A 19,450-nucleotide genomic window follows, 5' to 3' on the forward strand; every position below is an offset into this window, starting at 1 on the left:
TTCAGCTGGGAGAGGTGCCCACGATGGGTGCCGTTTCGGGTGTTGCCGCAGGTGAGACGCAGGACTGGGCGCCGCCCGCGAAGGGCAGGCGGACCACCATCCGGGTTTCGCCGGGACGCGAACGGGCGGTGATCGACCCGTGGTGGCGCTGGGTCACGATGCGGTAGCTGAGGTGCAGCCCCAGGCCTGTGCCCTTGCCGACGTCCTTGGTGGTGTAGAAGGGTTCGAAGATCCGCGGCAGCGATGCCGCCGGGATGCCGCGGCCGGTGTCGACGACCTCCACGACCATGCAGACGCCCTCGGCGCGGGCCCGCAGGGTCAGTACGCCGGCGCCCTCCATGGCCTCGGCCGCGTTGTCGACCAGGTTGGTCCACACCTGATTCAACTCGCTTGGATAGCCCGTCAGTTCGGGCAGTCCGGGCTCGTACTCACGCACGATGCTGATACCGGCGAGCTTCGCACGCAGGACGACCAGCGTGTTCTCCAGCCCCTCGGTCACCCGGAAGCTCTGCTCGGGCGCGCGGTCCAGGTTGGCGTAATCCCGGGTGGCGGAGACGAGTTGGGAGATCCGGGGACCCGCGGCCCGGAGCTCCGCGGCGAGCGAGCGGATCTCCAGCAGCGCCGCCAAGTGGTCCAGGGCGCAGGCGAGGGCCGGCGCTCCCACCCCCTCCAGCCGCTCCAGCAGCCAGCCCAGCTCCAGCCCGAGGTCGGCGACCCCCGAGCCGAGCAGGCCGGGCCGTTCGGTGCCCGCCTCCTCGGCCCAGTCGGCGATCTCCTCCTCCGCGTCGGCCTGGGCGAACGGGTCGGTGGTCACCGGCGGCGGCAGCTTGTCCAGCTCCTCCGCGAGCCGGTCGAGGACGGCGCGCTCGGCGCCCGAGGCGGCCGCGCCCCAGGCCTGGGCGGTACAGGTGAGCCGCTCCAGGGCGGGGGCCAGTTCCTGCGCGGCCCGGGCCACCGCCGCCGCCGGGTTGTTCAGCTCGTGGGCGAGCCCGGCGGCCAGGGTGCCGAGCGCCTCCACGGTGGCCCGCTTGCGGGCCTGCACCTCGGAGGACTTGATGCGCCAGGCCAGTACGGGGATCAGGACGGCGGCCACCCCGTGGCAGCGGGTCAGCATCTCGAAGAAGACCGGCTTCGGGTAGGCCACGACGGTGGTCGACGGGCCGCTGGCGGCCGCGGTGGCCACGTACGAGCCGTCGGTCAGCAGGGGCAGTTCGCCGGTGAAGCGGTGGGCGGCGGAGGGCTTGCCGTCGTGGTCCTCGGCGGCCGCACTCTCCTCCTCGGTGGAGTGCCGGGTGAGCACCTCCTCCCGGCCGTCGACGACCTTGGTGACGACCAACCCGCCGGACAGCAGGATGTGGAAGCCGGTCGCCTCCTCGCCGTCCCGGAAGAGGACGTCGCCGTCGGCGAGGACACGGGGCTGCGACACGGAGACCAGCCAGTCCAGCTGCTCCTCGGTGATCCGGGCGAAGATCTCCAGCCCGCGCAGGGCGGACCTCAGCCCGGGGTCGTTCGTGTCGGCCGCGTTCACGCCGTACTCCCCTCGGCCCGGGTACGGGCGGCCAGACGCAGGGTGGCCAGCAGGGCCAGAGCGCACACGCCGGCCACCGCGGCCATGAAGCCGACCGAGGTGCGGTGCAGTCCGTGGATGTTGGTGAGCATCCCGGCCAGGACTGCCGGCACGCTCATCGCGAGGTACGCGAAAACGTATACCGCGGCGGTCAGTTCACCGCGGTGCGCCGGATCCGCCAGCGCGCTCAGCGCGCGGAAGGAACCGAGGAAGGCCGCACCCCAGCCGCCGCCGAGGACGGCCGTGGCCACGAGGAACACGGCGGCCGAGCCGATACCCAGGGCGAGGAGCACCAGGCCGAGTCCGGCGAGGAGGCCGGCCAGCCCGAGCACGGCGGTGCGCAGCGCCTCGGTGCGGCCGAGCATCAGCTGGGCGACGGTGGCGGCGCCCGCGAGCAGGGCGACCGTGGCCCCGCCGACCAGGTAATTGGTGGATTCCAGCAGGGACAGGGCCAGGTGCGGGCCGAGCGACAGGTAGAAGCCGCCCACCGACCAGACGGCGACGATCGTCAGGACGAGGACGGTGAAGCGGCCCCTGGCACCGGCCGGTACGTGGATCCGGTGCGGAACCCCCCGGAACCGGCCGCCGGCGCCCGGCGCGCTCTCCCGCATCCGGGCCACCCCCACCAGGGTCACGGCGAAGGCCCCGACCAGCAGCAGGTAGCTCAGGGCGGTCGGCGCGGGCGCGAACTGGACGAGGAGTCCGGCTCCGATCCCCCCGAGCCCGATGCCCACGGTGGGGCCGGCGCTGTTGACCTGGGCGCCGAGCGCGGGTCTCGACGCGGGGCTGAGTTCCAGCAGGGCCGCGCCCATCGCCCCGGTGGCGAGGCCCACGGCGAGTCCCTGGACGGCGCGAGCGGCCAGCAGCAGTCCGAGTCCTCCGGCTCCGGCGAACAGGGCCATCGAGACCATCGCCAGGACCAGTGCGGCGCCGAGGACCGGGCGCCGGCCCAGGGTGTCGGAGAGCGACCCGAACAGCAGGAGTCCGGCCAGCACCGTGACGGCGTACAGGGCGAAGACCACCGTGATCGTGCCGGAGGAGAGCCCCCACTTCTGCTGGTAGAGCACGTAGAGGGCGGAGGGCACGGAAGAGGAGAGCATCAACAGGACGAGGACCGCGCCCACCACCCAGAAGCCGGAACCTCTGGGCGCACTGGCCGCGCGGGCGGCTCGGTGCACGGTCACCCCCGTGATCGTCTTGGATGTTTCGGCCACTGCGTCACTCAACTCCCCCGTGATGAGCCCGTGGCGGGCCCTGATGGGCCCCGTGAGGGACCCTGTGATGGGCTAGCGGGCGAGGGCCTGCTCGGCCCTGTGCAGGGCGCGGGCCGTGAGGACCCCCACGAGATGGCCGAGGTACTCGGCCGAGGTGCCGCGCCCGGGCACGAAGAGCTCCCGGGGCTCGGCGCGGAAGGCCGCGAGCACGGCGTCCGTGCCGTACGGTCCCCCGCGCAGCCGGTCCTCGACCCCGCGCAGCCGCAGCGCGCGGGAGGTGGCTCCGGTGACGGCGATGCGCGGCCCGCCCGGGGTGATCCGTACGGCGGTGGCGCACACCGGGTAGCGGGTGGCCCGGTCGGCGGTCTTCTCGAAGGCGGCGGCCGGGCCGGCGGCGGGCACCAGCAGCGCGGTGAGGACCGAACCGGCTGGTGCGGGTCCGGCGGCGAGCTCCTCGGCCGGCACGGTGGACCGCCCGTCGGGGCCGGCCAGTTCGGCCACGGCGTCGGCGGCCAGGGCGGCGACCGGCAGGTCGGTGGCGCGCCCGGCGGCGAGGAGGTTGCCGCCGATGGTGCCGAGGTTGCGGACCTGGGGATCGCCGTTGGCGCGGGCCGCGGCGGCCAGTTCCGGGGCCTCGGCGAGCACCAGCGGGTCGGTGGCGAGCTCGGCGAGCGTGGTGAGGGCCCCGATCCGCAGCCGCGTGCCGTCGGTGGTGCGCCCGATGCCGCGCAGCTCGGCCAGGCGCCTGATGTCGACCAGCAGCCCGGCCCGGTCGGCCCCGGAGCGCAGGTCGGGCAGCAGGCTCTGGCCACCGGCCAGGGCCTTGGCCCCGCGCGTCCCGGACAGCAGGGCCAGCGCCTCGTCGAGGCCCGCGGGCCGGACGTAGTCGAACTCGGCGAGGATCACTGGGCTTCCCCTCTCAGGCGGCGCCAGACCTTCTCGGGGGTGACGGGCATGTCGATGTGCTGGACGCCCAGGTCGGAGAGGGCGTCGACGACGGCGTTGACGACGGCCGCGGCGGGCGGGACGGTGGCGATCTCGCCGGCGCCCTTGGCGCCCAGCGGGTTGTGCGGGCTGGGCGTGACGGTCTTGTCGAGCGTGAAGAACGGCACGTCGGCGGCGCGCGGCAGGGCGTAGCGGGTGAGGTCGGAGCTGACCAGCAGGCCCTGTTCGTCGTAGACGGCGGCCTCCATCAGGGCCTGGCCGAGGCCGTGCGTGATGCTGCCCTCGATCTGGCCGAGGACGATCTTGGGGTTGCCGATGTGGCCGGCGTCGTCGACGGCGGTGTAGGACACCACCTCCGTCTCGCCGGTCAGTTCGTCGATCTCGACGACCGCGACGTGCGTCCCGAAGGGGTAGTTGAAGTCCGGCGGGTCGAAGTGGGTGGTCTCGTCGAGGGCGGGCTCGATCTCCGCGGGCAGTCCCCAGCCGTACCACATGGCCATCGCCAGCTCGGCGAAGGTCTTGCTGTTCTCCTCGTTCCCCTCCTCGTGGACCCGGCCGCCCTCGTAGACGACCTTGTCCTCGGGGACTCCCAGAAAGACGGCCCCGGCCCGGATCAGCTTGCTCTTGATCTTCCGGGCGGTGAGGGCGACGGCGGGCGCCGCCATGCTGTACGAGCGGGAACCGTAGGTGCCCTGCCCGTACGGCGCCTTCTGCGTGTCCCCCTCCAGGACCTGGACGGTGTCCGGGTCGATGCCCAGCTCGTCGGCGGCGACCTGCGCGAAGACCGTGCCGTGGCTCTGGCCGGTGGAGGCGGAGCCCACGATCACGGTGACCTCGCCGGTCGGGTGGACGCGGATGTTCGCGCTCTCCCAGGTGCCGCCGAGCATGCCCTCCCGGGACATCCGGGTGGAGGGGCCGACCCCGCAGATCGCGACGTAGGTGGCGAGGCCGACGCCGAGCCGCTTGCCGCGGGTGCGGGCCTCGGCCTTGCGGGCGGGCATGTCCGCGTAGCCCGACAGCTCGATGGCCCGGTCGAAGTTGAGCCGGTAGTTACCGGAGTCGTACGTCCAGCCGAGACCGTTGTCGTAGGGGAACTTCTCCTTCGGCACCAGGTTCCTGCGGCGGACGGCCGCCGGGTCCATGCCGATCTCGGAGGCGTACCGGTCGACCAGGCGCTCCATGAGGAAGGCGGCCTCGGCGCGCCCGCTGCCGCGCTGGGCGCCGAGCGAGACGGTGTTGGTGAAGGCTGCGTAGACCTCGCAGAAGGCGGCGTCGATGTCGTACATGCCGCTGATGGAGCGGCCCATCAGGGCGGTGGCGACACCGGGGCCGATGGTGGAGGGGTACGCGCCGAGGTTGGCGTAGCTGGTGCAGCGCACGGCGGTGATCCGGCCGTCACGGGTGCCCGCGAGCGTGACGTGCTGGCGGTGGTCGCGGCCCTGGACGGTGGAGTTCATCAGTCCGGTGCGGGTGTCCACCCACTTCACGGGGCGGCCGAGCGCCTTGGAGAGCAGCAGGACGAGGGCCATGTCCGGGTACAGGTAGCCCTTGGTGCCGAAGCTGCCGCCGACGGTCGGGGCGATCACCCGGAGCTTGTTGAAGGGGATGCCGAGGACCAGCGCCGAGAGCAGGAAGCGGTGGTTGTGCGGGCCCTGGGTGGAGGCATAGAGGGTGTACTCGCCGGTGGTGGCGTCGTAGTCGCCGACCGCGCCGCGCGGCTCGATCGGGCTGTTGATGGTGCGCTGGTTGACCAGGTCGAGCTCGACGGTGACCTCGGCCGCGGCGATGGCCGCGTCGGCGCGGTCCTTGTCGCCGCAGGTCCAGTAGGCGTTCAGGTTGCCGGGGACGGCCTCGTGCAGCTGGGGCGCGCCCGCGGCGAGCGCCTCGTCGGCGCGGGTGACCACGGGCAGCGGCTCGTACTCGACGGCGATGGCGGCCAGCGCGGCCGCGGCCTGGCGCGGGGTCTCGGCGACGACCACGGCGATGGGGTCGCCGACGTGCCGGACGGTGTCGCCGGTGAGTACGGGGCGGGCGCCGGGAAGTCCGTAGGGGTGGGGCGGGAAGTGGCTCTCGACGCCGCCGGGGATCCAGATGCAGGGCAGCGGCATGACGTCGGTGAAGTCGGCGGCGGTGGCCACCTTGAGTACGCCGGGCAGCTGCTCGGCGGCCTTGGTCTCGATGGAGAGGATCTTCGCGTGCGCCACCGGGCTGCCCAGGATGGCCATGTGGGCGGTGCCCGGCAGGTCGATGTCCGCCACGTACGTGGCCTCGCCGCGCAGCAGCTGCGGATCCTCGCGGCTGTCCAGCGGCTGCCCGAGGACACCGTCTCCCACGGCGGGGGCCTCCCCCGTCACTGCGGTCATGTCCCTCGCACCTCCTGTGCGGCAGCGCCGGATGCGGCGACGGCGGCGGACTCGGCGGTGCCGGCGGGCGCCTCGGCGCGGGCGACCGCGCAGGCGCGCTGCACGCCCCGTACGACGCTGTGGTAACCGGTGCAGCGGCACAGGTTGCCGGTGAGCCACTCGCGGATCTCGGCTTCGGTGGGGGCCGCGCCGCCGGCGGTGGAGTCGACGAGTTCACCGAGGGCCATCACCATGCCCGGGGTGCAGAAGCCGCACTGGGTGCCGTGCTCCTGGCGCAGTGCCTCCTGGAGGCCGGTCAGTTCACCGCCGCGGGTGGTCTCGCCCTCGATGGTGGCCACCTCGCTGCCGCCGGCGGAGGCCGTGAGGACCAGGCAGCTCTTGACGGACCTGCCGTCGAGGCGGACGACGCAGGTGCCGCACTGGCCGGTGTCGCAGCCGACCTTGGTGCCGGTCAGCCCGAGGCCGTCGCGGAGCCGTTCCACGAGCAGCTCGTTCGGCTGCGCCGAGAATTGCTCGGGTCTTCCGTTCACTTTCAGTGTGATATCCATGCCAGCGCCTGCGCTTCCGTGAGCGGCCGGTTGAAGAGGGGCCCGCCGGGCTGCTGGAGAATTCCCCCGGAGTGCAACGGGCCGGTATCCACGGGCGCGAATCCGAGATCCGTGATGATTCCCGCGACGATTTCCTTCGCTTTCACGTCGTCGCCCGCGGTGAAATGTGCCAGGCGGTCTCCGGATGCGGTGCCGGCGACGGCGAGGGTTTCGAAATGCATGGTGTTCAGGGATTTCACGACCTGGGCGCCGGGATACCACTCGGCGACCAGGTCGCTGGAGCCGCGCCCGCCGAGGTCGGCGGGCGCTCCGGGGCCGCCGAACGCGTTCGTCGCGTCGACCAGCACCTTGTCCTGCACGGCGTGCGGCGGGAGCAGTCCGCGGACGGCCCCGAAGGGCACCATCAGCACCAAGAGTTCGGTCCGGGCCGCGGCCTCGGCGGGGCGCGCCGCCGAGGCCGCCGTTCCCAGCTCGGTCACCAGCGGGCCGAGTGCCCGCGGGCCCCGGGCGCCCGCGAGGACGACCTGGTGACCCGCCGCCACGAGGATCCTGGCGAGGGTCGAGCCGATCCGTCCGGTGCCGATGATGCCTGTCCGCATTGCCGCTCCTCGGGAATGGGGTCTCGGTCGCAGTGTGGGGCGCGGTCCCGGTCGCGCTCTCAGTCCATGCCGATCCAGACCGACTTGGTCTGGGTGTAGCTCTCCAGCGACTCGGGGCCGCATTCACGGCCGTAGCCGGAGGCCTTGTAGCCGCCGTAGGGCACGGCGGGGTCGTACTGGTTGTAGCAATTGACCCAGACCGTGCCGGCCTTGATCTGGGAGGCGACCCGGTGGGCACGCCGCAGGTCCTTGGTGTGGACGCCGGCGGCGAGGCCGTACGCGCTGTCGTTGGCGATGCGTACGGCGTCCTCCTCGGTGTCGAAGGGGATGATCGACAGGACCGGGCCGAAGATCTCCTCCTGGGCGATCCGCATGCTGTTGTCGACGCCGGTGAAGATCGTCGGCAGGAAGTACAAGCCTGCCGAGAGGTCGTTCGAGGCGCCCTCGGGGGTCCAGCCGCTGCCTCCGGTGCGCAGGATCGCGCCCTCCTTCTCGCCGACCTCGATGTACGAGCTGACCTTGTCGAACTGTCCGCGGTGGGCCAGCGGTCCGAAGAGGGTGGCGGGGTCGCGCGGGTCGCCGGGCTTGAGGGCGGCGGCCCGGCGGACCAGCCGTTCGACCATCTCGTCGTGGACGGGGCGCTGCAGCAGCAGCCGGGAGCCGGCGGTGCAGATCTCGCCCTTGTTGTAGTAGATGCCGAAGAAGGCGAGTTCCTCGGCGGCGTCGAGGTCGGCGTCGGCGAAGACGATGTTGGCGGACTTGCCGCCGAGCTCCATCGTCACCTTCTTCAGGGTGCCCGCCGCCTTGCGGATGATCGTCTGGCCGACCGAGGTGGAGCCGGTGAAGGCGATCTTGTCGATGTCGGGGTGGCCGGTGAGGGTCTCCCCCAGTTCCACACCCGGGCCGGTGATGACGTTCAGCACCCCGTCGGGGATCTCCGCCTCCTGGAAGAGCTCGGCGATCTTCAGGGCGGTGAGCGGGGTGGCCGGGGAGGGCTTGTGGACCACCGTGTTGCCCGCCGCGAGCGCCGGCGCGATCTTCGTCATCGACAGCAGCAGCGGGAAGTTGAACGGGGTGATGGCGCAGACCACGCCCAGCGGTTCGCGCAGGGTGTAGGCGAGCTGGCCGCCGGCCGGGGCGCGCGAGGAGCCGTCGACGCGGGTCACCGCCCCGGCGTAGTAGTGCATGAGCTGGGCGGCCATGGGGGCGTCGACCGTGCTGGAGAAAGCGAACGGCTTGCCCATGTCCACGGTCTCCAGCAGGGCGATCTCCTCCAGGTCGCGCTCGATGAGCTCACCGACCCGGTTCAGCCGCAGCGCGCGCTCCTGGGCGGAGAGTCTGCTCCAGGGGCCTTCCTCGTACGCCGTGCGGGCGGCGGCGACGGCCGCGTCCGCGTCGGCGGCGGCGGCCTGGGCCACCGGCACGATCTCCTGTCCGTCCACGGGGCTGATGTCCGGTTCGGTACGGCCGTCCCGGGCCGGAACCCAGGCACCTCCGATGAACAGCTTCCCGGGGTTGGCGAGGGGCTGGCCGCTCAGCTCACGCTTGGTCATGGCTGCCTTCCGGTTCGGTTGCGGGGGTACTAGCCCTTCGCGAGCTGCCGTAAGAAGGTCTCGGCGAGGGCCTTGGAGGAGTAGGGGTTCTGGCCGGTCGTCAGCCTGCGGTCCACGACCACGTGCGAGTCCCAGATCGCTTCGGCCTTCTCGTAGCGGGCGCCGAGCCGGGTGAGTTCGACCTCCAGGATCAGCGGGAGCCGGCCAGCCATGTTCGTGACCAGCTCCTCGCTGTGCGAGAAGGCGGTCATCCGGTAGCCCTCGAAGGGCCAGCGGCCTTCGCCGTCGCGCAGGGCGAGCAGCGAGGTGTGGCCGTGGCAGACGGTGGCGAGCGGCTTGTCCTGGGCGATGACCCAGCGCAGGATCTGGGCGAGTTCGTCGGACTTGGGCAGGTCGCCGATGGCGCCGTGGCCGCCGCTGACGTACACGCCGTCGTAGTCGGCGATGTCCTTCTCGGTGAGGGTTTCCAGGGCGAGCGGAGCCCTCAGCTGGGGGGTGCTCCCGATGACGCGGACGTACTCGGCGGCGTTGGCCGCGTCCTCGTCGGGCGAGCCCTGGGGGCGGACCCACTGGAGGAACTGCGGGTCGATGCTCGTCTGGTCGACCGTCGGCGTCCTGCCCGCGATCGTCGCCACGTCCACGTCGTGTCCGGCCGCTTTGAAGAGCGAGAAGGGCACCACGAATTCCTCGGCCCAGAATCCCGAGGGGTGCTGTTCGCCGTCGAGCAGATGCAGTGTGGCTTTGGCCGTCATGACGACGAGAATCTTCATGATTCTCTCCTTGTTCTGGATTCGCTGCCGATTCAACACGCCACCCGCGGGGGGCGTAAGGGGGGTGGCGTCAGGCCCGCGATACTTCGTCACGTGCGTCCAACGCCGAGATGATGGTGCGAAATTCACCGACCATGGGGTGGTCGGGGTGGGCTTCCGCAAATATGCGCTCCCCGTACAGGGCCGCCATTTCCGGGGAGTACGGAAGGATTCCGGCCAGCGGCGCCCCGTAGACCTCCTCGGTGCGCCGCCGGGCCTCTTCCCGGTCGATGCCTGCGGGGGCCATGCTCAGCACCAGGGTCCGGCGGCAGGTCAGGCGGCCGGCGAGGGCGATGGTCTCCTCGACCCCTGAGAGGTCGATCCGGTCGGCCCGAGCCATGATCATCAACACATCGGCGCTCGCCATGGCGATCACCGACTCGTTGTTCAGTCCGGCGTGGGTGTCGAGCAGCAGCACGTCGAGGGCGTGGTGGGCGGCCAGCCGGTCGAAGCCCTCCGGAAGCATCCCCACGTCGTAGCCCACGGCCATGATCTCGCGCAGGGCGGCCGTCCCGGTCCGGGCCGGTACGACGTACAGCCCGCCCGTCCCCGGTCCGAAACTGTCCCCCACCTGCTGGGCGGTGGCCTCGATCTCGCAGCGGCCGAGCAGGTAGTCCGTCAGGGAGGCGCCGGGTCCCAGGCGGAACAGCAGGTCCAGGGTGGGTGACTGGATATCGGTGTCCACCACCCCCACCCGGCGTCCCTCGCCCGCGATGAGCAGCGCGAGGTTCGCCAGTACCGAGGACTTGCCCGTCCCACCGCGGTGCGAGTGCACGACGATGGTGCGGGTCATCTAGGCCACCACCCGGGTGCCCGCGCCGTCCACGTGCGGCCCCCGCGCCGCGCGTGGCCGGTGCAGGGCCAGCATGGTGACGTCGTCGTGCTGTTCGGCTGTGCCGGTGTGCTCGCGCACTGCCAGGTCCATCAGGTCGACCAGGACCTTGCCGTTCGACGGCGGCCCGGCGAGCAGTTCCAGCATCCGGTCGTCCCCGAGGAAGCGGCCGTCCGGGCAGCGGGCCTCGGGGACCCCGTCGGTGAACACGAACAGGGTGTCGCCCGGGTCGAGCTGGGCGTAGCCGAGGGTGTAGACGCAGTCGGGCAGGACGCCGACGGCGGGTCCCGTGACGTCGAGTGCGACGGGCGGGCTGCCGTCGGCGGGCAGCAGCAGCGGCGGGTTGTGGCCGCCGTTGATGTAGACGAGGCTGCCGGTGAGCGGGTCGAGCACCCCGAAGAACAGGGTGGCGAAGTAGCCCTGCCGCAGGTGGTTGCGGGTGAGGTAGCTGTTCGTGGCGGTGACCGCGTTGAGCAGCGGTGTGGCGCCGACGACCGGGATCCGCCGGCTGCCTCCGGCGCGTCCGGCGGCGACCAGGTGCTGCAGGCCGCTGTTCTGCGCGGTGTGCCGCAGCAGGGAACGGATGAGTGCCATGAACAGCGCGGCTCCGACCCCCTTGTCGCAGACGTCGGCGACGACGACGGCCAGACGGCGGCCGCGGGAGATCTCGAAGACATCGTAGAAGTCCCCGGCGACCTGCCGGGCGGGACGGAACCGGACGTCGATCTCCCAGCCGTCCGGCACGGGCATCGATTCGGGCAGGAAGCCCGCCTGGATCTCCCGGCCGATCTCCAGCTCCTTCTCGTAGCCCATGAGCTCGGCGCGGGCATCGGCCTCCCGCAGGGTGCGGCCGAGTCCGGCGCGCTCCGAGCAGCTGTGCAGCCGGGCCCCGACGAGGGCGGGCAGGAAGGGGGGCACGAGGTAGTCGTGCCCGATCCGGACGTGTTCCTCCAGCGCGGCGAACTCCGTCACGGTCCAGACGACCACGATGGGCGCTCCCGCCCAGCGGCGCAGCCGGCGTACGGCCATCCGTACGGCCGCACCGTCGGACTCGGCCGGGGCGAGCAGCACGTCCGCGACGGGCAGCAGTTCCGGCGGGGCTTCGCGCAGTTCCCTCAGGGTGCGGGTGACGAGCGACGCGTCCATCGCCTGCAGGGCGTCGAGCAGCTCGGGCGGTGGTGGCGGGTACGCGTCGAGGATGATCACGGTCGTGGAGGGCATCGGTCCGTCCCCTCAGCCTTCACAGTCAGCGTGCTGATGTTGCGGCCGTCCCTGTGCGCGTAGCCGAACTCGTCCACGCTGGTCAGTGCCAGGTGGATGCCGAGGCCGCCGATCCGCCGGTCCTGCGGGGGAACCCCGGGGGCGGGCGGCAGGCGGCCTTCGACGGGGTCGAAGGGGGGCGCGGAGTCCTCGATGACGATCTGCACCCCGCCCGGGCCGGAGCGGCCGCGGACGGTGATCCGTCCGTCGCCGCCCCGGTACCCGTGCATCACGACGTTCGTGGCCAGTTCGTCCACGGCCAGCCGGAGCCGGTAGGTGGCACCCTTGTCCAGGCCCGCCGCTCCGGCCAGCCGCAGGACGAACGAGGCGATGGATCCCAGTGCCGCCACCGTCGCGGGCACGTCCAGCACGCGGGAGGTCCTCGCCCGTTCGACCATGTCAGTCACGGTGGTCACTCATCGGAGAGAACGATGCTGCGGTCGAGCCCTGCGGTCCGGATGGTCCGGGACACCGGCTCGATCGCGCCGACCACCTTGATGGTGACGTCGTTCGCGACCTTCTGCTGGGCGAAGACCAGGGAGCGCAGTCCGGCGCTGGCCATGTAGCCGACGCCGGCCATCCTGATCTCGACGGTGTGGGTGCCGTGGCCGGCGGCCTTCTCGATGGTCCGGTGGAAGTCCGGCGCGGTCTTGGCGTCCAGCTCGCCCGTCAGCTCGATCACGGTGGTGTCGCCCTCGATGCTCAGGGACACGGAAAGCGGCATGTCAGGTCTCCTTCGGTCAGGGCGTGTCGAGGTCGTCGCGATCGTCGGGGCCGTTGGTGCGGCCCACCAGGATCACGACCGAGCGCGGGCCGATCAGGTACTTCCCGGCGTTGTCCAGTTCCTGCTCGCCGCCCGGGGTGCGGATGTCGTGCGGCGGCGCCGCCCCGGTGTCGGCGAACAGGTGCCAGCTCCGGCCTCCCGGCAGGGCGGGCAGTTCCAGGTCGTGCGACTCCCAGTGCGCGTTCATGGCCACGTACACCACGTCGTCGTCCCCGGTGCCGCATCGGGCCACGGCCAGCAGCCGGCTCTCGTCGGACCAGTCGGGCTGCCAGGCCCGCTCCCCGTGCCAGCTGATGTCCGGCAGGCCGAGGTGCTCCCGGACCTGCCCGGTGGGGTGGGCTGTGGAGCGCAGCTCTCGGTGGCGCCCCCGGAAGGCGATCATCTCCCGTGTGAACCGGAGCAGTTCGGCGTTGTCGTCGACCTGGTCCCAGTCGAACCAGGAGAGCTCGTTGTCCTGGCAGTAGGTGTTGTTGTTGCCCTGCTGGGTGCGGGCAACCTCGTCACCGGCCAGGAGCATCGGGATGCCCTGACTGGTGAAGAGGATCGCGAGGGCGTTCTTCATCTGGCGCAGCCGCAGCGTGTTGATCCCGGGGTCGTCGGTCGGCCCCTCGACGCCGCAGTTCCAGCTGGCGTTGTCGTTGCCGCCGTCGTTGTTGCCCTCGCCGTTGGCCTCGTTGTGCTTGTCGTTGTAGGAGACCAGGTCGGCCAGGCTGAAACCGTCGTGCGCGGTCAGGAAGTTGACCGAGGCCGCGGTGCCGCGGCTGGAGTACAGGTCGGGCGAGCCGGCGATCCGGGTGGCCAGTTCGCCGGTGACGCCGGGATCGCCCTTGAGGAAGCTGCGTACGGTGTCGCGGTACTTGCCGTTCCACTCGGCCCAGCGGCCGTACGCCGGGAAGTTGCCGACCTCGTAGAGGCCGCCGGCGTCCCATGCCTCGGCGATGAGCTTGGTGTGCCGCAGGACCGGATCGTAGGCGAGCAGTTCCAGCAGCGGCGGGTTGGGCAGCGGGGTGCCGTCCAGGGCGCGGCCGAGGATGGCGGCGAGGTCGAAGCGGAAGCCGTCGATGTGGTAGTCGGCGACCCAGTGGCGCAGGCAGTCGAGCACGAAGTTGCGCACGACGGGGTGGTTGCAGTTGACGGTGTTGCCCGTGCCGCTGAAGTTGAAGTAGTACCCCTCGGGCGTGAGCATGTAGTACGTGGCGTTGTCGAGCCCCTTGAAGGAGATCGTCGGGCCCTGCTCGTTGCCCTCGGCGGTGTGGTTGAAGACGACGTCGAGGATGACCTCGATGCCGGCCGCGTGCAGGTCCTTGATCAGGGTGCGGAACTCGTCGCCCTGCATGCCGTAGCGTCCGGTGGCCGCGTAGCCGGCCTTGGGCGCGAAGAACGAGACGGTGTTGTAGCCCCAGTAGTCGAAGAGCTGCTCGCCCGTCTCCGGGTTGGTGCGCGGGTTGTCGCTCTCGTCGAACTCGAACACCGGGAGCAGTTCGATGCAGTTGACCCCGAGTTCCTTCAGGTACGGGATCTTCTCGCGCAGCCCCGCGAAGGTGCCGGGTGCGGTGACCTGCGAGGAGGGGTGCCGGGTGAAGCCGCGCACGTGGGTCTCGTACACGACGAGGTCTTCGGCGGGGATGCCCAGCGGGGTGTCGTCGCCCCAGTCGAAGTCCTGGAGGCAGACGCGGGAGCGGTACTGGTAGCCGCGGCTGCGGTCGGGCTCCACGCCCCACACGTCACGGCCGGCGATCAGCCGGGCGTACGGGTCGGAGAGCACCTGGCGGGCGTCGAAGCGGTGGCCGGTGACGGGGTCGTAGGGGCCGTCGGCCCGGTACCCGTACTCGATGTTCTCGTGGTCGAGGCCGAAGACGGTCATGGCGAAGACGCTGCCGGTGCGGAATTCCTCGGGGAACTCCAGTTCGGCCATCGGATCGGCTTCACCGCGCTTGTAGATGACCAGCGTCATGCTGGTCGCCTGATCGGAGAAGACGGAGAAGCTGACCCCGCCGGGGACCACGTTGGCCCCGAAGGGGAACGGTTTGCCCGCCCGGACGCGGTAGCCGCCCACCTCGTGGGTCGGGTACGCGTCGACGCGCAGCACCTGCTCGGACCGGGTCTCGGTCATCGCGCGGCCTTGGCCTTGGCCTTGGCGGCCGCCGCGACGGCCTCGCCGGTCTCGAAGAAGTCGAGGAAGCCGGTGGCCGACATGACGAACCGGACCTCCTCGCTCACCCCGTACAGGGTGACCGCGACGCCGGCGTGCTGCGCCTCGCGGTAGACCACGAGCAGGGTGCGCAGGCCCGCGCTGGAGACGTAGGTGACCGCCGTGAGGTCGATCCGCAGCGGCTTGCCCTCGCGGACCAGCGGCAGCAGGGCCTGGAGCAGTGCTCCGGATGTCTCGCTGTTGATCTCGCCGGTGGCGACGAGCACGGTGCCCGTCTTGTTCCGGCGTTCCTTGACGTTGAGAGTCATTGCGTTCCCCTCTGGTTGGGGCGCCCCCCGTTGAGCGCTACTTCTTGACGACCGGACGCAGCCGGACCTTGACCTTCACCCGGCCCTGGACGTCGGGCAGCCGCACGGTGAGGGCATCGGCGTCGAAGTCGGTGTACGGCTTCTCGTCGATGTCCACGGACGCGATCCGCACCGAACCGGCGGGAAGCAGGTCGGGCGAGACGCGCAGGACGCGGTCCGGCAGGTCGGTCGGGGCGGGCTGGAAGTGGAAGTCCATCTCCCGGCCGTTGATGAGCAGGTTGTTGTAGACGGCGGAGAGGTAACAGAGCTCCGCCGAGTGGTACATGGACATCGAGTGGCTGCCCTTGAGCCGCTCGGTGCCGAGCAGGTACGGCGTACCGCTGGCGAGGACGTTGAAGTAGACGGCTCCCTCGTCGTGGTCGAGGAAGAAGGTGTTGTAGAAGGCCTGGGCCTGCCGGGCCTCGCGCAGGTTCGCCTCGCCGCCGACCGTGCCGTTCAGGATGAGGTAGGCGAGGATCGCCTGCTCCTGCTGCCACCAGGCCTTGCGGTCGTGCCAGGCGAACCGGTACGCCTCCTGGTCACCCTCCTTGAGCCGCTCGACGACGTCGTACCAGCCGCCGCGCTGCACGTCGCTGCCGACGGCCGGCATGATCTCGCCGATCTTCTTGGCGAGCTGCTCGTACTCCGGCTTGGCCTTCAGCGAGTTCATCCGCATCAGGTTCCAGGCGATCTTCAGGTTGTGGCCCACCACCGCACGGTTCTGCTGCCAGCTGTGCGCGGTGTCGTGCGACCAGTCGCGGAAGAAGCGCTCCTGGACGAAGGGACTGTGCTTGTAGTCCGGGAACTTGTCCGCGATGGTGTCGAAGGTGTACTCCAGGAAATCGGCGTACTTCTGGTCGCCGGTCGCCAGGTACAGGTTGATCAGGTACGCCGGCGCGTGGTCGCCCACCGAGTTCCAGTTCTTGCGCTCGGCGTTCTCGCCGAGGGACTCGTGGTCGGCGCTGAAGAGGATCGGGTCGATGTGCGAGTAGTAGCCGCCCTGCTCCGGGTCGAAGAAGAACTTGTCGAACAGCCGGATGGTGGCGTCCGCGTCGTTCTTGATCCGGATGTCGCCGGTGACCCGGTAGGTCTGGATGGGGCCGGCGAGCGCGTAGATCTGCTCGTACATCGGGATCGCGTCGTAGTCGTCGGAGAACTCCGAGGTGAAGAGCTTGCGCTCGCTGTCCCCGTCGACGCTGATGCCGTGGTACCAGAAGACCACGTCCTCCTCGCTGTCCACGACCCGCATGTGCTTGCGCAGGTACTCGGTGCCGCGCTCGGCGACCTCCAGGTACTCGTCCTTGCCGGTCAGCAGGTAGGCCGAGGCCATGCCGTAGACCAGCCGGGAGATCGTGTCGGTCTCCTGGACGTGGCTGGCGGTCTTGTCACCGCCGAGCCGGATCTCGGTGCGGTACTCGGTGAAGTCCACCGGCCCGTCGCCGAACTGGGCCCGCTTGTAGAAGTCGGCCAGGGACTCGATCTGCTTGATCCACCAGCTCGGTTCCTCGAAGCGGAAGTCCTCCGCCCCGCGGCCCAGGAAGACCAGGCGCTTGGCGTCGAAGCTGCCGCCGCGCTCCGGGTAGTGGACTCCGTAGACGAAGAGGAAGCGTCCCGGTGAGAGCATCTCGTCGATGTGCCCGGAGGCGTCGATGTAGGGCTCGTCCAGGTTGCGCACCAGCTCGGCGCTGGGGCCGCCGGTGAGCGAGACGTCGAACTCGCGCCCGTCGGAGGTCTTCAGCCTCAGCAGCCGGGTCCCGGAGTCGAAGCGGGTGACGTAGCCCGCGATCGTGTCGGAGAAGGAGAAGGTCACGGCGTCAGCCATGGGTCACGCACCGTCCTTGTCGTGAGAGCCGTCGTCCTCGTACCCCTGGCTGACCTCGACGATGACCCCGTCGGGATCGCGGACCCACACGGTCCGCCAGCCGCAGATGAAGTCGTCGAAGTCCAGTGGCCCCAGGGTCACTTCCGCCGCGTCGCCGAGCGATGCCAGGAACGCGTCCACGCTGTCGGTCTGGAAGGCCAGGTGGCGCATCCGGCCGGGTGCCTGCGGGCCGTCTTCGTGCGCCGTCCGCGCCGGTTCGGTGCCGCCGGCCGCGAAGAGCTCCAGGTACGCGTCCCCCTTGCGCAGGAACACGATCTGCGCCTCTCCGAGGTCGACCACCCGGGCCCGGGCGAAGCCGAAGTACCGGGTGTAGAACTCCTCGGTGGTCTTCTGGTCCGTGCAGTTCAGTCCTACGTGGGACCAGCGCAGCCCGGCCATCAGCCGGCTCCCCGGCCCCGGCCCGCCGCGATCAGTTCGATGATCCGGCGGGCGAAGAGGTGGTGGTGGGCCCCGGTGCGGCCGGTGACCAGGTCACCGTCGACCACCACGTCCTCGTCGACGTACTCGGCGCCCATGTTCCGCACGTCACCGATGAGGTTGTTGTGGCAGACCACCTTGCGGCCGCGGATCCGGTCCGGGATCGAGGAGGCCAGCCACATGCCGTGGCAGATGATCCCCTTGAGGACCGTCGGTTCCGCGAAGGCCCGGCGCAGCAGGTCGGTCGCCGGGGCGAGGACGTCCACGTCCTCGGTGTAGCGCAGCCGGTCGGCCACCATGCCGGAGGGCACGATGATCGCCGCATACCGGCGCAGCTCCTCGTCGCTCAGCCCCTCCAGGGACTGCGTGGCGGTGAAGGGCGCCCGGTACTCGTGCCCGGTGAAGGTGATGGAGTCGTTGCCCCACAGCCGGGTCAGGAAGTCGACCTCGGCGCCCTCCTCCGCGAAGCGGCGCTGGTAGTAGAAGATCTCCGGCTCGTAGTAGTCGCTCTCGACCAGGACCGCGATCCGGGTCCCGGACAGTGCGCCGTCGCGCAGGACCGCGTCAGACACGGGAGGCCCCCTTCAGGAAGTCCGCCGCGCGCTCGGCGATCATCGCGATGGCGGTGTGGCAGTTGCCCGACGGGACCGCGGGCATCACGCTGGCGTCGACCACGCGCAGGTTGCGTACGCCGTGCACCCGCAGCTCGGGGTCGACGACCGAGAGGTCGTCGATGCCCATCCGGCAGGAGCCGGCCTGGTGGTGGTAGCTCTCCGACTTCTGCTTCACGAAGGTCCGCAGGTCGTCGTCGCTCGCACAGCCGGGTCCGGGTTGCAGCTCCTGCTTGTACCAGGGCGAGAAGGCGGAGGTCGCGAAGATCTCCCGGGCGATCCTGACGCCCTGCACCATCCGTTCCAGGTCCCACCGGTCGCCCAGGTAGTTCGGGTTGATCAGCGGGTGGGCCAGCGGGTCGGCGCTCGCCAGCCTGATCCAGCCGCGGGAGACCGGCCGTACGACACCGGGCAGGATGGACACCGTGTTGGGGTGGTCCTGGCCGACGATCACGTCGAAGGGCACGTGGACGAAGGCGATCTGCAGGTCGGGGGCGGGCAGGCCGGGCTGCGAGGACAGGAATAGAGCGCTCTCCGACAGGTTCTGCGCCGGTGGCTGGAGCTCCTGCGTGACCTCGGCCATCAGCCCGGTCAGTACGTGGTTGTGGAAGTTCTCGCCGACCCCGGGCAGGGCCGCGGTGACCTCGATGCCGTGCTCGCGCAGCTGCTCCGGGTGGCCGATGCCGGACAGCAGCAGCAGCTTCGGGGACTCGATCGCCCCGGCCGCCACGATCACCTCGCGGCGGGCCCGTACGGTGTGCGGCCCTGGTTCCGCGGGGCTGCTGTGGGCGTCCCGGACGGTCCGGCCCGGGATCTCGGCGGGGGCGCGGAGCTGGGTGTACTCGACTCCCGTGCAGGTGTCGCCGTCGAAGAGCAGCCGGGTGCTCTGCGCGCTGGTGCGCAGGGTCAGGTTGGGGCGCCGCAGCGCGGGCTCCAGATAGGCGGCGAGGACGCCCTGGCGGCGGCCGTCGGCCACGTCGATGTGGTGCCAGCCGGTGCCGAAGAGGCCGCGCCGGGGTCCGTCGGTGTTGAAGTCGGCGATCTCCTGGTGGCCCAGCTCGACGGCGGCGTCGATGAAGGCGCGGGAGACCGGGTTGGGCCCGTGCAGGGAGGCGTTGGTGATCCGCTGCGGGCCGCGGGTGCCCGTGGTGGTGGCGGTGGCGTCCTCCTGGCCCTCCAGCAGGGCGAAGTAGGGGAGCACGTCCTCGTACGACCAGCCGGCGGCGCCCTGGTAGGCCCAGTTGTCGAAGTCCGAGGCGTGGCCCCGGATGTGCATCATGATGTAGAGGTTGCTGCTGCCGCCGGGGGCCTTGCCGCGCGGTTCGTAGGTACGACGGCCGTCGAGTCCGGGCTGCGGGGTGCTGGTGTAGCCCCAGTCCACCGGACCGCCGAGGAGCTTGTACCAGGAGGACGGGTCGTCCACCTCGGGCGGGATGCGGGAGCCGCCCGCCTCCAGGACGAGGACGCAGACGTCCGGGTCCTCGGAGAGCCGGTCCGCCAGCACGCTGCCGGCGGTGCCGGAGCCCACGATCACGTAGTCGTATTCCTCTGCCTGTTCTGCAGCCAT

The 19,450-nt window shown here is 70.9% G+C and carries 18 protein-coding genes; all 18 read right to left on the reverse strand.

All coding sequences use genetic code 11. The features are described 5' to 3' along the window. Window position 1: 1 nt before the first annotated feature. Window positions 2-1,528: an ATP-binding protein gene (locus IE257_RS27570; protein ID WP_189972602.1), complete on the reverse strand. Its 1,527-nt coding sequence runs from the start codon at window positions 1,526-1,528 to the stop codon at window positions 2-4. Next, window positions 1,525-2,751, reverse strand: a complete 1,227-nt coding sequence (locus tag IE257_RS27575) for an MFS transporter (protein ID WP_189972603.1) — start codon at window positions 2,749-2,751, stop codon at window positions 1,525-1,527. Before IE257_RS27575 ends, IE257_RS27570 begins: the two co-directional genes overlap by 4 nt. Before the next feature lie 102 nt (window positions 2,752-2,853). Continuing rightward, a complete protein-coding gene (locus tag IE257_RS27580) occupies window positions 2,854-3,687 on the reverse strand; it encodes an FAD binding domain-containing protein (RefSeq protein ID WP_189972604.1) in 834 nt (277 codons plus the stop codon). Beyond that, on the reverse strand, window positions 3,684-6,089 hold the full coding sequence (locus IE257_RS27585) for a xanthine dehydrogenase family protein molybdopterin-binding subunit (protein ID WP_189972605.1): 2,406 nt from the start codon (window positions 6,087-6,089) through the stop codon (window positions 3,684-3,686). The genes IE257_RS27580 and IE257_RS27585 overlap by 4 nt, the downstream gene beginning before the upstream one ends. Next, window positions 6,086-6,619, reverse strand: a complete 534-nt coding sequence (locus IE257_RS27590) for a (2Fe-2S)-binding protein (RefSeq protein ID WP_229920697.1) — start codon at window positions 6,617-6,619, stop codon at window positions 6,086-6,088. Before IE257_RS27590 ends, IE257_RS27585 begins: the two co-directional genes overlap by 4 nt. 2 nt (window positions 6,620-6,621) lie before the next feature. After that, entirely contained in the window at window positions 6,622-7,236 is a 615-nt protein-coding gene (locus IE257_RS27595) for an NADPH-dependent F420 reductase (RefSeq protein WP_229920698.1), read from the reverse strand. 59 nt (window positions 7,237-7,295) lie between these two features. Continuing rightward, the gene (locus IE257_RS27600) at window positions 7,296-8,789 is read right to left on the reverse strand and encodes an aldehyde dehydrogenase family protein (protein ID WP_189972608.1); all 1,494 of its coding nucleotides are present in this window, start codon (window positions 8,787-8,789) and stop codon (window positions 7,296-7,298) included. Window positions 8,790-8,818: 29 nt separating this feature from the next. Beyond that, window positions 8,819-9,559: a type 1 glutamine amidotransferase domain-containing protein gene (locus tag IE257_RS27605; protein WP_189972609.1), complete on the reverse strand. Its 741-nt coding sequence runs from the start codon at window positions 9,557-9,559 to the stop codon at window positions 8,819-8,821. Window positions 9,560-9,629: 70 nt separating this feature from the next. Continuing rightward, the gene (locus IE257_RS27610) at window positions 9,630-10,391 is read right to left on the reverse strand and encodes a MinD/ParA family ATP-binding protein (protein ID WP_189972610.1); all 762 of its coding nucleotides are present in this window, start codon (window positions 10,389-10,391) and stop codon (window positions 9,630-9,632) included. Further along, on the reverse strand, window positions 10,392-11,651 hold the full coding sequence (locus tag IE257_RS27615; RefSeq protein ID WP_189972611.1) for a PP2C family protein-serine/threonine phosphatase: 1,260 nt from the start codon (window positions 11,649-11,651) through the stop codon (window positions 10,392-10,394). Beyond that, a complete protein-coding gene (locus tag IE257_RS27620; protein ID WP_229920708.1) occupies window positions 11,633-12,088 on the reverse strand; it encodes an ATP-binding protein in 456 nt (151 codons plus the stop codon). Before IE257_RS27620 ends, IE257_RS27615 begins: the two co-directional genes overlap by 19 nt. A gap of 14 nt (window positions 12,089-12,102) precedes the next feature. Continuing rightward, entirely contained in the window at window positions 12,103-12,414 is a 312-nt protein-coding gene (locus IE257_RS27625; RefSeq protein ID WP_030388476.1) for an STAS domain-containing protein, read from the reverse strand. A 16-nt stretch (window positions 12,415-12,430) separates the two neighbouring features. Next, entirely contained in the window at window positions 12,431-14,587 is a 2,157-nt protein-coding gene (glgX, locus tag IE257_RS27630) for a glycogen debranching protein GlgX (RefSeq protein ID WP_229920699.1), read from the reverse strand. Beyond that, window positions 14,584-14,934, reverse strand: a complete 351-nt coding sequence (locus tag IE257_RS27635) for an STAS domain-containing protein (RefSeq protein ID WP_030388474.1) — start codon at window positions 14,932-14,934, stop codon at window positions 14,584-14,586. The genes glgX and IE257_RS27635 overlap by 4 nt, the downstream gene beginning before the upstream one ends. Window positions 14,935-14,971: 37 nt before the next feature. Then, window positions 14,972-16,795, reverse strand: coding sequence for an AGE family epimerase/isomerase (locus tag IE257_RS27640; RefSeq protein WP_189972612.1), 1,824 nt, complete (start codon window positions 16,793-16,795; stop codon window positions 14,972-14,974). Window positions 16,796-16,798: 3 nt separating this feature from the next. After that, on the reverse strand, window positions 16,799-17,233 hold the full coding sequence (locus IE257_RS27645) for a VOC family protein (protein ID WP_189972613.1): 435 nt from the start codon (window positions 17,231-17,233) through the stop codon (window positions 16,799-16,801). After that, window positions 17,233-17,844, reverse strand: a complete 612-nt coding sequence (locus tag IE257_RS27650) for a DJ-1/PfpI family protein (RefSeq protein ID WP_189972614.1) — start codon at window positions 17,842-17,844, stop codon at window positions 17,233-17,235. The genes IE257_RS27645 and IE257_RS27650 overlap by 1 nt, the downstream gene beginning before the upstream one ends. After that, window positions 17,837-19,450 carry a GMC family oxidoreductase gene (locus tag IE257_RS27655; RefSeq protein WP_189972615.1) on the reverse strand — a complete coding sequence of 538 codons (1,614 nt, stop codon included), beginning with the start codon at window positions 19,448-19,450 and terminating at the stop codon, window positions 17,837-17,839. Before IE257_RS27655 ends, IE257_RS27650 begins: the two co-directional genes overlap by 8 nt.

The sequence above is a fragment of the Streptomyces avidinii genome, assembly GCF_014650695.1.
GTDB classification, from domain to species: Bacteria; Actinomycetota; Actinomycetes; order Streptomycetales; family Streptomycetaceae; genus Streptomyces; species Streptomyces avidinii.

Excerpts from the sequence above, each read along its gene's own strand:
- IE257_RS27595 (WP_229920698.1), bottom strand. The coding sequence starts at position 7,236 with ATGCGGACAGGCATCATCGGCACCGGACGGATCGGCTCGACCCTCGCC.
- IE257_RS27600 (WP_189972608.1), bottom strand. The coding sequence starts at position 8,789 with ATGACCAAGCGTGAGCTGAGCGGCCAGCCCCTCGCCAACCCCGGGAAG.
- glgX (WP_229920699.1), bottom strand. The coding sequence starts at position 14,587 with ATGACCGAGACCCGGTCCGAGCAGGTGCTGCGCGTCGACGCGTACCCG.
- IE257_RS27620 (WP_229920708.1), bottom strand. The coding sequence starts at position 12,088 with ATGGTCGAACGGGCGAGGACCTCCCGCGTGCTGGACGTGCCCGCGACG.
- IE257_RS27645 (WP_189972613.1), bottom strand. The coding sequence starts at position 17,233 with ATGGCCGGGCTGCGCTGGTCCCACGTAGGACTGAACTGCACGGACCAG.
- IE257_RS27610 (WP_189972610.1), bottom strand. The coding sequence starts at position 10,391 with ATGACCCGCACCATCGTCGTGCACTCGCACCGCGGTGGGACGGGCAAG.
- IE257_RS27625 (WP_030388476.1), bottom strand. The coding sequence starts at position 12,414 with ATGCCGCTTTCCGTGTCCCTGAGCATCGAGGGCGACACCACCGTGATC.
- IE257_RS27635 (WP_030388474.1), bottom strand. The coding sequence starts at position 14,934 with ATGACTCTCAACGTCAAGGAACGCCGGAACAAGACGGGCACCGTGCTC.
- IE257_RS27615 (WP_189972611.1), bottom strand. The coding sequence starts at position 11,651 with ATGCCCTCCACGACCGTGATCATCCTCGACGCGTACCCGCCACCACCG.
- IE257_RS27640 (WP_189972612.1), bottom strand. The coding sequence starts at position 16,795 with ATGGCTGACGCCGTGACCTTCTCCTTCTCCGACACGATCGCGGGCTAC.
- IE257_RS27655 (WP_189972615.1), bottom strand. The coding sequence starts at position 19,450 with ATGGCTGCAGAACAGGCAGAGGAATACGACTACGTGATCGTGGGCTCC.
- IE257_RS27605 (WP_189972609.1), bottom strand. The coding sequence starts at position 9,559 with ATGAAGATTCTCGTCGTCATGACGGCCAAAGCCACACTGCATCTGCTC.
- IE257_RS27585 (WP_189972605.1), bottom strand. The coding sequence starts at position 6,089 with ATGACCGCAGTGACGGGGGAGGCCCCCGCCGTGGGAGACGGTGTCCTC.